This window comes from Psychrobacter cibarius (assembly GCA_030686115.1).
Taxonomy (GTDB): domain Bacteria; phylum Pseudomonadota; class Gammaproteobacteria; order Pseudomonadales; family Moraxellaceae; genus Psychrobacter; species Psychrobacter cibarius_C.
This window is the reverse complement of the sequence record CP131612.1, coordinates 1,181,827-1,194,499: the sequence shown is the minus strand read 5'-3', so window position 1 is coordinate 1,194,499 and position 12,673 is coordinate 1,181,827. Positions and strand designations below refer to the sequence as shown.

Genomic DNA, 12,673 nt, shown 5'->3' with positions numbered 1-12,673 from the left:
TTAACCTTTATACTATTTATTATTACTGAGCGCTATTAGCATCCAACCTTAAACTCTCTTTTTTATCACATACTTCTTTATTACGGCTCATACTATGCCATTTTCTGCTATGACAAATACATTGTCCAATCCTGTCCAACTCATTTATGCTGGCGGTACTTTTGGTAGCTATGGACGACCCTTAGCACCGTTATCAGCAGAAGTATTCTTACCGACTTTACAAAAGCTATTGACTGACCAAGATAACGCTAACCACTTGCCTCAAATCTCATGGTTGGATAATTCCTTAATTAAAGACAGTAGCCAACTTACCCCTAACGACTTGGTACATTTTTATCAGCTTTTGCTAGCAGCCTATGCACAAGGCGACAGGCGTTTTGTGCTTATCACTGGTACAGATACTTTGAGTTATTTGGGTGCGTTTTTAGCAGAAGCGTTTGCTGGCAGTGATATTTGTATAGTCGTCACTGGTAGTATGCGCCCATTGTTAGACAGTGAGGTGATACATTCCTATGATATCGATGCCCATAGCGACGCATGGGATAACCTCAGCGATTCACTAAAAATGGCTGCTGCTGGTGAGTCAGGTGTGAAGATTGCTTTTGGCGGTGAGTCTTGGCCTGCGCAAACGGTACAAAAAATTCATAGCCATGATTTGATGGCATTTACGGGTCACTCCAGAGCTGCCTATCCTGCCAATAGTTATATAAAAAACTTACCGGATACCCGCCGCCAGCATTGGCTCGATGATCAGCAAGCAATGATTGACCATATTGAATCTCGAGCTAAGCAAGCACGCATTCATGCTTTATATTGCTTGCCAAACGACACTGAGGTAATGACTAGTCAGCTACAGGCATTATTATCACAGCCGCCATGTGGCATTATCCTATTAGGATTTGGCGCAGGTAATGTTCCTTATTCACAAGCACTAGCAGAGGCACTAGAGCTTGCTTATAGAAACGGTCACATGGTGATATGCGCTAGCCAATCTCCATTTGGCGGTGTCAGTGACAGCTATGCGGCTGGTAGTTGGCAATATGAGTATCATGTAATTGCTGGCGGACGCTTAACGATTCCCGCTATCTATGCACGATTATTATGGCTATTGCTGCGTTATGACAATCCCACTCGGCGCAGACAACGTTGGTTGAACAATGTCAATCAGGCGAGCACCACTATCAAAAAACGTTAGACTATCGTTAAATATGTTTACTTTATAAGAACCAATACGAAAATGTCCAATACCAACCATGTCCGAGATTAACATGTCCGAGATTAACAGCATCAATGCTGAAACGCCCCCAACCTATACATTAGCCATTGCAATTGAGTTTTTGGGCACGCGCTATCATGGCTGGCAGCGGCAACGAGAAGTATTAGGCGTACAAGAAGCATTAGAAGCCGCTATCGGTAAAGTTGCAAATGAGGCGGTAGAGGTCGTCGCGGCTGGTCGTACCGATGCAAGCGTCCATGCCAGCAATATGATTGCCCACTTTACGACACGTGCCTATCGTCCTACTCATAACTGGCTGCGCGGGGTAAACAGTCTATTGCCTGATGATATCGCCCTGCGGTGGATTCAACCTATGCCTGACGACTTTCATGCGCGTTTTGGTGCCATTGCCCGTCGCTATCGCTACATCACGCTGAATCAAGCACAGCGCCCTGCTATTTTGAATCACCAAGTCACTCATATCTATGAACCGCTCGATTTAGCAGCGATGCAACTGGCGGCGGCTGAGATCGTCGGTACCCACGATTTTAGTAGCTACCGCGCCGCTGCTTGCCAGTCTAATCAACCAGTACGCTCAGTCAGTCACGCAAGACTCTTTGCCCATGGTCAGTTTATCGTTTTTGACATTCAAGCAGATGGATTTTTGCATCATATGGTTCGTAACTTAATGGGCACCTTGTATGCCATCGGTCGACACGAGTTGCAACCAGAAGCCTTTTTAGATATTTTATCCAAAAAAGATCGTACTATCGCACCACCTACTGCCTCTGGTGATGGTCTATATTTTATCAACGCTTACTATCCTGAGCATTTTCAACAACGACTGCCAAATGCTCCTTTAACCCCCATTTGGCTAAATTTACCTGACTGAATAAATAGAAGTTGGCATACATAACGGTTACAGGCTGTCAAGTAAAAACCTAGTGCTGTATTGCTTTAATCCGCTAACTTACGTATAATATGGGCTTATTTTTAATTGATTGATACCAACTATGGCAAAAGACGATATTATTGAATTTGAAGGCGAAGTCATTGACACCCTTCCAAATACCCTGTTTAGAGTTCGTTTAGAAAACGGACACGAAATCATTGCTCACATCTCAGGTAAGATGCGTAAGCATTATATCCGTATCTTGACAGGTGATAAAGTTAAGGTCGAAATGACACCTTATGACCTATCAAAAGGTCGTATTACTTATCGTGGCAAAAACTAATTTCTTATAAACTAAAATGGTTATAAAAGCATTTATATAAATACAGCTGGTTGCTAAATGGCTTCTTTTCGCTGATAGCTGATATAGACGCTTGGGTGGTTTAACTGATAATAATAATGAAAATGCTAACCTGCTCATTATTGCCTATCAATATTTTAGTTATTCAGTCTTAGTTATTTGTTTTTATCATAAAAAATACCGCTAAATTTCAGCGGTATTTTTTTGTCTAAATTTTATGAGTTGACTTACTTTTAAATTTTTAAATCATGGTTAAGAAGTAGCATGGTTAAGAAATAGTGAGGCACTATTTAAACTCAACAGTCGCACCGTTTTGAATCACCCCTAGCAAAGCAAGTGCATCCCAATTTGTCAGGCGTATACAACCCGCTGAGGCTTGACGGCTGATACGATCAGGATCTGGTGAGCCATGAATACCATAAGAAGGCTTACTAAGCCCAATCCATACCGAGCCCACTGGATTATTAGGGCCAGGTGGAAGAATAGACTTGCTACCGTCTTTAGCAGTATAAGTATAATTAGGCTCATGCACCTTCACCTCTACCGTATGTGTCCCTGTTGGTGACGGTGTTGCCGTACTACCTACTGTGGTCGGATAGCTGGCAACTAAGTTGTCTTTATCATCATAGGCATATAGCGTTTCAGTGGCTTTATCAGCAACGACTCGACTGACAGGCTTGTTATTTGGGTTGCCAGGATTATAAACTGTGATGGTTTCACCCGCCCTAAAGCTACCCTTAGGGTTTAACGCTTTGAGATAGCTTTCACTGATATGGAATTTTTCTGCTAGCCCTTCTGTGATGCTCTCGTAATACAATCCCTCAAGTTTGGATTTGGCTTCAGCACCAGCTGGTATTTCTGTCATCTTAATATTAACATCCGCATCAGTTATCTGATAGCTGACTAGCACTGGCTGCACCGCGAGTTTTTCATTCTTTGTCAGCGCTTGCCATGTTTCGTTGTTTAGCGTGTCAGTGACTGCCAGACCATTTGCTTGTTGAAACGCTTGCATGGCCTTGCGGGTATTTTTGCCCCAATAACCATCAACAGGGCCTACACCATTGTGATGCCAATTTAATAAGGCTTGCAATTTAGTACCGATGACACGGTCGATACTCATCCCCTCTTTCCAAGTGGCATCATTCACCTTTTGCGCAGCAACTGATAAATTGTCTGTCGTATACTTGATAGTAGGTAGGAATTTGTTCGAAGCATTTGCGGTTTTGCTATCACGTGCTAGCTTTTGGCTAACGCCATTGGTCACAGGGCTGACTTCTTCAGCAGCATTCGCCTTATTAGCATTATTTTTGCTAATACTGGCTTCATCGTTATTGGTCGGTGTTTGGTTGTCAGAGTTATTGGTCGTTGCTTGATTGTTGGCATTTACACTATCCAGTGGTGCTGCAACGCTCTGCCCTATAAAAACTGCCGTAGAAAAACCAATCATCGCTACTGCCGTGCTGATTTTTTTTAATTGATACACCTCATGCTCCTAATTTTTTATAAAAATAATAAGTTTTATTTTATTATGTTGTCATCAAGGCTTGTTATTTTGAGTTTTAACGCCTTACTAACCAACTTTACTCAAACACCTTTTCATCAGCTCTCTTCTAACGTGAAAGTCTGTGGTTCTAGTGGTTTGTAAGCTGTTAATAGTGCCATATTACCTTGTGAGCATATAACAGCTTTATGTTAATAAAGCCCTTGTCCTACGGTGTCTGTGTTAAAACAAGTACTTTTTTACAACTATCTGGTTTAGTGTGTTACCGCTGGAAAGTGATTAAAATGAACATAAAAAAAACCCATAATTTGCTGAGCAAACTATGGGTTTAGAACGACGATACATGATAAAGATGAGAATTTTTCCCTATCGAAATAAAACAGGGGAAAATTTAATCTATATCACTATAGTAAGACTAGAGTAATTTAGCCAACACTGCTTGCCCCATCTCTTGGCACCCCACTTGCTTCAATCCAGCTTCACTACTGTCCAAGATATCAAGCGTACGCAAACCGTCATCAAGGACATCACTCACTGCTTGCTCAATAGCTTGTGCCGCTGCTTCTTGCTTAAAGGTATAACGCAGCATCATCGCAACCGATAAAATAGTCGCCAATGGGTTGGCTTTGTCCTGCCCAGCAATATCAGGCGCTGAACCATGACACGGCTCATACATCCCTTTGCCTGCTTCATCAAGACTGGCTGATGGCAACATACCGATAGATCCAGTGAGCATAGCAGCTTCATCAGACAAGATATCACCGAACATATTGCCTGTCACCATGACATCAAACTGCTTAGGATTCTTGATCAATTGCATACAAGCATTGTCAGCATACATGTGCGATAACGCCACCTCGCTATAATCTGCTTGCTGCATTTGAGTCATCGTTTGCTTCCACAGCTCGGTGACTTCTAATACGTTTGCTTTGTCCACTGAGCAAACTTTCGCTGCTGTACCTGCTGCTTGCGCACGGGTTTTTGCCAATTCAAACGCAACTTTACCGATACGCTGAATCTCGCTTGTGCTATAGACCATGGTGTTGTAGCCCTGCTGTTCACCATTCTCTAGTGTGCGGATTCCACGTGGCTCACCAAAATAGATACCACCGGTCAACTCACGAACGATAAGCAAATCCAAGCCTGAAATAATCTCAGGTTTGATACTAGACGCATTGACCAACTGCGGGTAAAGCTTTGCCACACGTAGATTAGCGAACAAACCAAGCTCACCACGTATTTTAAGTAAACCACGTTCAGGGCGCTTGCTGCGTTCAATACCATCCCATTTAGGACCACCGACCGCTCCTAACAATACCGCATCTGCTGCACGGGCACGGTCTAGCGTTTCATCTGGCAAGGGCTCACCCGTTGCATCAATGGCCACACCACCAATCAATCCAGATTCAAGTGTCAAATCTAACGCAAATTTCTTATTGACCGCATTCAGTACGCCAATGGCTTGAGTCATGATTTCGGGACCGATACCATCGCCCGCTAATGTTAAAATCGTTGCCATACTAATCCTTGTGGGTAGGTAGTTTTTTATTTATGTTAGGGCATATCCTCATTTTAAAAATGGTGATAAAAATTGCCGTCAAACAAGGAAAGTAGCGCAAATAATATCGAGATATTGATAAGCTATTTAACGATGTTTGGCAAAATTTAGCCATTTTCAACTCATTTAAAGGATAATCAATTGAATTGAGGACACGCCCTAATACTACAAATTTACGATATTTTCCTAAAAACGATTTTTAGTGCCTTCAATAGCACAAAAAACCGTGGTCTATTTGCTATTTTTAAAAATCAAATAGGCTTTAAGCTTTGGCTTTTACTTTCGATGACGCAGGCAATGCGTTCACAATACGAGTTTCTACAAACTCTCCTTGATGCTCAGCAGACAGCTCTTTACAAAAGCGGCGCTGTACAGTGTTGCCTTGATACAGGTCAACACATAGCGGCTGTGGTGAAGCGGTGTCTAATAAACTGCCAGAATTATCGTTAGACTTTTTCTGATAAGCCCGTAATTGATAAGTATCAGCGTCAATAAAATCGTGAATTAAAGTAAAACGCTCAACATAGCCCAGATTGTTTTCTGGATAGAAATTCACCTGTACTTCGCGTTTTGCAGGTTTTACCCGCGCATAATAATTGGTTAGACCTGGCATGCCTGAGGCAGACAAAGGTACAATTTTAATCTCATTTTTATGAGCGAGTGGTGTCATATCTATGTTTGCGTGCATTGATGTTTGTGCATGCTTATTGTTGGTATGACTGCTGGTATGACTTTTGCCCTTTGCACTCATATCTTTCATCGCGACCAGCATGGCAGGATTGATAGGCTCATGCGTATCAGCCCCTATCACTCGTGTCTTATCTATCCGTGCAATTTCACAATGATAAGTTCCTATACAGGCAATATTGACTTCACCCGCAATCGGTTGAATCTTACCTGCCCATGCTTTGGCGTTTTCTGCCTCATCTATTTTCTGATACCCAGTCAATAGCTGACAGCCTGACAACAATAAGCTTGCGGCAACAACCGTACTTGTCCATAAAGCATAACGTTTTTTATTCATAATGGCGGCTACTATTTATGAGAGAAATAATAAAATATCGTAAAAAAACTACCCTTCATTTTAGCCAGTTCACCGCCATAACTCAACGCTACATTATTACTGTTCAGCAGTTTTATAAGTAATGGCTTGCAGATTCATTATTTATGCTCGTACATCGTTAAATATCCATGGTGTTTTTTGCATCATCTTATGCTCATAATCTTTAATGGCATCGCTTTGCTGCAAGGTTAAACCAATATCATCAAGCCCATTTAACAAGCAATGTTTACGAAAAGCATCTACGTCAAATGCATATTCTTCACCTGTTGAGGTGACGACGACTTGGCATTCAAGATCTGCGGTTAGCTCATAGCCTTCATTAGCAAGCGTGTCTTTCATTAATGTATCTACAATTGCCTCATCCAAGACAATTGGTAGCATGCCATTTTTAAAGCAGTTGTTATAAAAAATATCGGCAAAGCTTGGCGCGATCACTGTACGAAAACCATATTCAGACAACGCCCAAGGCGCATGCTCACGACTAGAACCACAACCAAAGTTGCGGCGTGCCAGCAAAATAGTCGCGCCTTGATAACGTGGCTTATTTAGCACAAATTCTGGATTGATAACGCGGGTGCTATTGTCTTGACCCGGATATCCTTCGTCAAGATAACGCCAATCATCAAACAAATTGACGCCAAATCCTGTGCGTTTAATAGACTTTAAAAACTGCTTGGCAATAATTTGATCGGTATCGACGTTTGCGCGATCTAATGGGCAAACGATACCCGTTTGAGTGTTATAAGCTTGCATGGTTTTTCCTTAAAATATCGATTACTAACGTAAATTTTTTTGACGGTCTAATGAATCTTAAAAGAGCGTGCCATTTGTTTAACAATACTTGTCATTTTAGTTTTTTCACTTTCAGGATAGTTCAGATGTAATACTGCTTCCTGACCATCCTTAACTTTAATAACATGATAAAAAACTTGACCGTCTTTTCTATAGCCGCTTGCTGTATAGGTTTTATCTTTTAACAGCTCGTAAGTAACTGTCATGCCTGTTTTATATCGATGCTGCTTCTCTTTTAGATAATCGCTATCGGTATAAAAGAAAACAGTTGGTGTATTACTCCCAAAGACCAAAATAGTGGCATTAGAGTTGGGTAACTTAAAATGACGACCATCACCATTATCTGCCTCAGGCAACCATGTCAATTGATTTGGCACATCGACACAATAGGCAAATCTTCCATTACAGTAATCACGAGCCATTGCTAGCTGAGAGCTACCCAATAAGCAAAATAAAACAAACAGCCTTTTCATTTTTATGCTCTATAGAAATGCAAAGTTAAAACGTCCGTACATCGACAAAGTGACCCGCCAATGCGGCGGCAGCTGCCATTGCTGGGCTGACCAAATGGGTACGACCACCATTGCCCTGACGACCTTCAAAGTTACGGTTAGACGTTGAAGCGCAGTGTTCTTGTGGCTCAAGCTTATCCGCATTCATAGCAAGACACATCGAACAACCCGGCTCACGCCACTCAAAACCCGCCGCAGTAAACAAGGCATCTAAGCCTTCTGCTTCAGCCTGCAACTTCACTTGCCCAGAACCTGCCACAACGATGGCTTCTTTGATATTGTCCGCGACTTTACGACCTTTAATGACTGCGGCGGCATCACGCAAATCTTCGATACGCGAATTGGTACATGAACCAATAAAAATGCGATCAAGCTGGATATCGGTAATCTTTTGTCCAGCGTCTAAACCCATATAGGTATAAGCACGTAACCAGCCTTCTTCTTGTGCTTCATCTGCCGCTTGATCAGGTGTTGGTACAGATTGAGTGATATCGACAACCATTTCAGGAGAGGTTCCCCAAGAGACTTGTGGCGCTATTTGGCTACCATCCAACTCAACCACAGTATCAAATACCGCGTCATCATCTGAATATAGGGTACGCCAGTAAGCTTCCGCTTGCGCCCATTGCTCAGAGGTTGGCGCATAAGGACGACCTTTGACATATTCAATGGTCGTGTCATCGACTGCAACCATACCCACGCGAGCACCTGCTTCGATCGCCATGTTACAAACGGTCATGCGACCTTCCATACTCATGTCTTCAAATACTTGCCCAGCAAATTCGATAGCATGCCCTGTCCCGCCAGCCGTGCCAATCTTTGCAATGATAGCCAATACCACATCTTTTGAGGTCACGCCAGCACCAAGCTTACCAGTGACGCGAATTTGCATATTTTTTGATTTTTTCTGAATCAAGCACTGAGTTGCCAATACATGCTCAACCTCTGATGTGCCGATACCGTGCGCTAAGCAGCCCAGCGCGCCATGAGTAGCAGTATGAGAATCACCGCAAACAACCGTCATACCCGGTAACACCAAACCTTGCTCAGGGCCAACGACGTGTAAAATGCCTTGACGAGCATCATTAATCGTAAACTCAGCGATATCAAATTTGGCGCAATTTTCATCCAATGTCACTACCTGCAAGCGTGATACCTTGTCCTTGATACCAGGCACGCCTTCTAAACGCTCTTTAGTGACTGTGGGTACGTTATGGTCAGGACTGGCGATATTAGCCGACAGGCGCCACGGTGCTCTATTGGCTAACTCCAAGCCTTCAAATGCTTGCGGACTGGTCACTTCATGCAACAGATGGCGGTCGATATAAATCAGGCTCGAACCATCGTCACGCTTGGTGACTTCGTGAGCATTCCAAAGTTTGTCATATAACGTTTGACCTGCCATGTTGCTATCCTTTATTGGTTGCTAATTACTGGTTTTTTTACTTGCTTATAGTCATTCCACTATAAAATTATTACAGCGTTAACCTCGCTTGAAGTATTTAATATACATCTACACTCGGTTGCCTTGTACTACTTTTAAATTGACTCGACTATAGCCTATGGTAAAAATTTTATACGTCGCGATACTTTATCATCAGCGGCATCGTCAGCGGCGCTTGTATCAAAATCGATATTTTTATATTGGTGATTTTACATTGATGACCATTATCAGCGCTTAAAACCTGCGATGAGCTGCGAATAGTCAATTTAATAGAATAAATATGTCACAATACGTCTTGATGTCTTGTGATTATAGCAGGCTAATCCTATAATAATAATTGATGATTTTTGCCCAGACGCAAACTTTTATTTCTAATACATTGTGATTGGGTCAGCCAACTTTTATTTATAGCTCGCAAAGTAGCTAAGGACATCCGTTTGAACACCACAAACTTGACGACATTCGTTACCGTTATGCACACTGGCAGCATCTCAGGTGCCGCAGAAAAACTGTTCATCACACAGCCTGCCGTCAGTAAACGCATCAAAAATTTGGAAGATGAATTCAACATTACTTTGTTTGATACGGTGGGACGCGGCATTGTACCAACCCAAGCAGCCAATGAAATGCTGCCGCACGCCAAGCGTTGGCTAGAAGATTATGAGAATTTTAAGATTAATCTGCAACACTCTCAGCATATCGTATCTGGCAAATTAGTGATCGGTACCAGTCATCATATTGGCTTGCATCATTTAGCGCCTGTACTTAAGCATTTTATCCAAGCTTATCCTGCCGTACAACTAGAAGTACATTTCGTCGATTCAGAAAAAGCGCACAAAGCCGTACTCGATGGCGATTTATCATTAGCATTTTTAACACTGCCGCCCGTTTATGATAAGCGCTTGACCTATCATACGCTATGGTCAGATCCTCTTTACTTTATGACAGGTACGCTATCGCCTTTAGCGACCAAATCTAATGTAACACTAGAGCAATTGGCACGCTATCCTGCTATTTTACCGTCTGCCAACACCTTTACCAGTCAAATTACCTTGGCTGAATTCGCTAAGCACAATTTGAAACCTTATGCCACGATGAGCACCAATCCTCTTGAGTCTATTCGCATGCTGGTTTCTGTTGGTCTGGGATGGTCTGTATTACCGCAAACCATGATCAGTCAGGATTTAGAACGTATCGATATGGCAGACAATATAGAGTTACAGCGCTATTTGGGTGTGGTTATCAATCCGAAATTGACGCAATCTAGCAGCGTTACAGCTTTGTTAGACTTGTTAGCACCTATTGAATAAGACTCTCGCTAAATGAGGATTAGAGCGTGCTATGGGATATAAAAAGCACGCTATTCGCATTTACGACCCTCATGCGTTATAATACGCTTGACGTTGTTTTTATAACAAAAATTTACTATAAGAACACTGATAGTCATATATTGAACACTTCGAGTAATATATGATGGTTAACAGTAGGTTTAATGGTTTTAAATGATTGGTTATATAGGTGGCCGATACTGATAAATGAGTCGCAAATGCGAGCAATCGATATGATGTAATATGACATTCTTATTGATCTCTAAGCACTGCGAATTCGTATTAGCCCTAGAACAGCATCAATCATATAAAACTAACAGCAGATATTGAATAAAAGCCATTATGTCCTACTTAATGGCTTTTTTCGTCTTTAGATATTGTTTGGGACATCGTCTTATAACACTTAATCTTTATAGTTAAAATAATTACCGCCAACCATGTTGGTTAAGGACAATTTATATGAACGGAGTTTCTAGTGGCGTGCTGGTATCACTTGGCGCCTATTTTTTAGTGATGATTGGTATTGGCATTTACGCTTACTTTAAGCAAGCCAATGATACTGAAGGCTATATGTTAGGAGGACGCAGTTTAGGTCCAGCAGTCACTGCACTATCGGCAGGTGCATCAGATATGTCAGGTTGGTTACTACTTGGCTTGCCCGGCTATATGTATGCTGACGGTGTCGTGAGTATATGGATCGCACTTGGTTTGACACTTGGTGCATTTTTAAACTACCTTATCGTGGCACCGCGCCTTCGCGTTTATACCGAAGTGGCTGACAATGCCATCACTCTACCCGATTATTTCGCCAACCGCTTTGAAGATAAGTCGCATATGCTGCGTGTTATCTCAGCCGTGGTTATCATTTTATTCTTCACGGTTTATACTGCTGCAAGCCTAGTAGGCGGTGGTAAACTCTTCGAAAGCTCACTGAATCTTTCTTATAGCACTGGTCTATGGGTCACCGCTGGCGTTGTCGTTGCTTATACGTTATTCGGTGGTTTCTTAGCCGTTTCAATGACTGACTTTGTACAGGGTATCATCATGCTATTTGCGATGGTCATTGTTCCCGTCGTCGCTTTCACTGATCTGGGTGGTATTTCAGCCACCACTCAAGCGGTTAGAAATATCGATCCAAGCTTGCTTAACATTACTAATGGGATGAGTATCCTTGGTATTGTGTCATTGATGGCATGGGGTTTAGGTTATTTTGGTCAGCCACACATCATTGTACGTTTTATGGCCATTCGCTCAGTCAAAGATGTCCCTACTGCCCGTAACATCGGTATGAGCTGGATGATTGTCAGCCTTATCGGGGCACTGATGACAGGTTTTGCTGGTCGTGCGTATGTGCAAAAGACAGCGATGACTTTAGATGATCCTGAAACCATCTTTTTAGTATTTACGCAGTTTTTATTCCATCCATTGGTTTCAGGCTTCTTATTAGCTGCAATTTTAGCTGCGATTATGAGTACCATCTCATCACAGCTATTGGTGGTATCAAGCTCATTGACTAAAGATGTCTATAAGTTGTTTTTTGATCAAGATGCACCTGAGGCGCGTCAAGTATTGGTCGGCCGCATTTCCGTAATCATTGTCGCCGTTGTTGCCATTTTACTGGCTTCTAATCCAGAAAGCTCAGTATTGAATTTGGTTTCTAACGCTTGGGCAGGGTTTGGTGCCGCATTTGGACCGTTGGTTATTTTCAGCCTCATCTGGCGCGGTATGAACCGTAATGGTGCAGTTGCTGGTATGGTCGTTGGTGCATTGACGGTTATCCTATGGATTTACGGTCCTTTCCAGATGAATGGCATGGCACTCAATAGCTGGTTATATGCTATCGTTCCGGGCTTTATCTTAAGTACAATCGCCATTTTTGCGGTAAGTATCATGACAGGCGGTCCAAAAGCCTCTGTTACTGCGAAATTTAAAGAAATGGAACTTAATTTAAATAAATAAGCTTATCGATATAATTATCACTATAAAAAAACCTCGACATTATTGGC

11 protein-coding genes are annotated in these 12,673 nt (G+C 42.2%); 5 read left to right on the top strand and 6 right to left on the bottom strand.

Features of this window, described 5'->3' with window-relative positions; genetic code table 11:
* Nucleotides 1-94: 94 nt before the first annotated feature.
* From Q6344_05095 to infA, 3 genes are all read left to right on the top strand, one after another.
* Nucleotides 95-1,195 (top strand): asparaginase, encoded by a 1,101-nt coding sequence (locus Q6344_05095; protein ID WLG14714.1) that lies wholly within the window; start codon nucleotides 95-97, stop codon nucleotides 1,193-1,195.
* 73 nt (nucleotides 1,196-1,268) lie between these two features.
* Entirely contained in the window at nucleotides 1,269-2,108 is an 840-nt protein-coding gene (gene truA, locus Q6344_05090; protein WLG14713.1) for a tRNA pseudouridine(38-40) synthase TruA, read from the top strand.
* A gap of 121 nt (nucleotides 2,109-2,229) precedes the next feature.
* Nucleotides 2,230-2,451 carry a translation initiation factor IF-1 gene (infA, locus tag Q6344_05085; GenBank protein WLG14712.1) on the top strand — a complete coding sequence of 74 codons (222 nt, stop codon included), beginning with the start codon at nucleotides 2,230-2,232 and terminating at the stop codon, nucleotides 2,449-2,451.
* Nucleotides 2,452-2,755: 304 nt separating this feature from the next.
* Here the strand turns inward: infA and Q6344_05080 are convergent, their stop codons facing one another.
* The 6 genes from Q6344_05080 to leuC all read right to left on the bottom strand — a co-directional run bounded on the left by Q6344_05080 (nucleotide 2,756) and on the right by leuC (nucleotide 9,300).
* On the bottom strand, nucleotides 2,756-3,952 hold the full coding sequence (locus Q6344_05080) for a L,D-transpeptidase family protein (protein ID WLG14711.1): 1,197 nt from the start codon (nucleotides 3,950-3,952) through the stop codon (nucleotides 2,756-2,758).
* 433 nt (nucleotides 3,953-4,385) lie between these two features.
* Nucleotides 4,386-5,489, bottom strand: a complete 1,104-nt coding sequence (leuB, locus tag Q6344_05075; GenBank protein WLG14710.1) for a 3-isopropylmalate dehydrogenase — start codon at nucleotides 5,487-5,489, stop codon at nucleotides 4,386-4,388.
* 301 nt (nucleotides 5,490-5,790) lie between these two features.
* Nucleotides 5,791-6,552 carry a hypothetical protein gene (locus tag Q6344_05070; GenBank protein WLG14709.1) on the bottom strand — a complete coding sequence of 254 codons (762 nt, stop codon included), beginning with the start codon at nucleotides 6,550-6,552 and terminating at the stop codon, nucleotides 5,791-5,793.
* A 141-nt stretch (nucleotides 6,553-6,693) separates the two neighbouring features.
* Nucleotides 6,694-7,344: a 3-isopropylmalate dehydratase small subunit gene (gene leuD, locus Q6344_05065; GenBank protein ID WLG14708.1), complete on the bottom strand. Its 651-nt coding sequence runs from the start codon at nucleotides 7,342-7,344 to the stop codon at nucleotides 6,694-6,696.
* A gap of 47 nt (nucleotides 7,345-7,391) precedes the next feature.
* Entirely contained in the window at nucleotides 7,392-7,856 is a 465-nt protein-coding gene (locus Q6344_05060; protein ID WLG14707.1) for a hypothetical protein, read from the bottom strand.
* A 25-nt stretch (nucleotides 7,857-7,881) separates the two neighbouring features.
* Entirely contained in the window at nucleotides 7,882-9,300 is a 1,419-nt protein-coding gene (gene leuC, locus Q6344_05055) for a 3-isopropylmalate dehydratase large subunit (GenBank protein WLG14706.1), read from the bottom strand.
* A gap of 476 nt (nucleotides 9,301-9,776) precedes the next feature.
* On the opposite strand from leuC, the gene Q6344_05050 reads away from it, so the two are divergent.
* Together Q6344_05050 and putP are read left to right on the top strand one after the other, a co-directional pair.
* On the top strand, nucleotides 9,777-10,649 hold the full coding sequence (locus tag Q6344_05050) for a LysR family transcriptional regulator (protein ID WLG14705.1): 873 nt from the start codon (nucleotides 9,777-9,779) through the stop codon (nucleotides 10,647-10,649).
* A 477-nt stretch (nucleotides 10,650-11,126) separates the two neighbouring features.
* A complete protein-coding gene (gene putP, locus Q6344_05045; GenBank protein WLG14704.1) occupies nucleotides 11,127-12,626 on the top strand; it encodes a sodium/proline symporter PutP in 1,500 nt (499 codons plus the stop codon).
* Nucleotides 12,627-12,673: the final 47 nt, after the last annotated feature.

Coding starts and splice junctions, on each gene's coding strand:
- Q6344_05095 (WLG14714.1), top strand. CDS start 95: ATGCCATTTTCTGCTATGACAAATACATTGTCCAATCCTGTCCAACTC.
- truA (WLG14713.1), top strand. CDS start 1,269: ATGTCCGAGATTAACAGCATCAATGCTGAAACGCCCCCAACCTATACA.
- infA (WLG14712.1), top strand. CDS start 2,230: ATGGCAAAAGACGATATTATTGAATTTGAAGGCGAAGTCATTGACACC.
- leuB (WLG14710.1), bottom strand. CDS start 5,489: ATGGCAACGATTTTAACATTAGCGGGCGATGGTATCGGTCCCGAAATC.
- Q6344_05070 (WLG14709.1), bottom strand. CDS start 6,552: ATGAATAAAAAACGTTATGCTTTATGGACAAGTACGGTTGTTGCCGCA.
- leuD (WLG14708.1), bottom strand. CDS start 7,344: ATGCAAGCTTATAACACTCAAACGGGTATCGTTTGCCCATTAGATCGC.
- Q6344_05060 (WLG14707.1), bottom strand. CDS start 7,856: ATGAAAAGGCTGTTTGTTTTATTTTGCTTATTGGGTAGCTCTCAGCTA.
- leuC (WLG14706.1), bottom strand. CDS start 9,300: ATGGCAGGTCAAACGTTATATGACAAACTTTGGAATGCTCACGAAGTC.
- putP (WLG14704.1), top strand. CDS start 11,127: ATGAACGGAGTTTCTAGTGGCGTGCTGGTATCACTTGGCGCCTATTTT.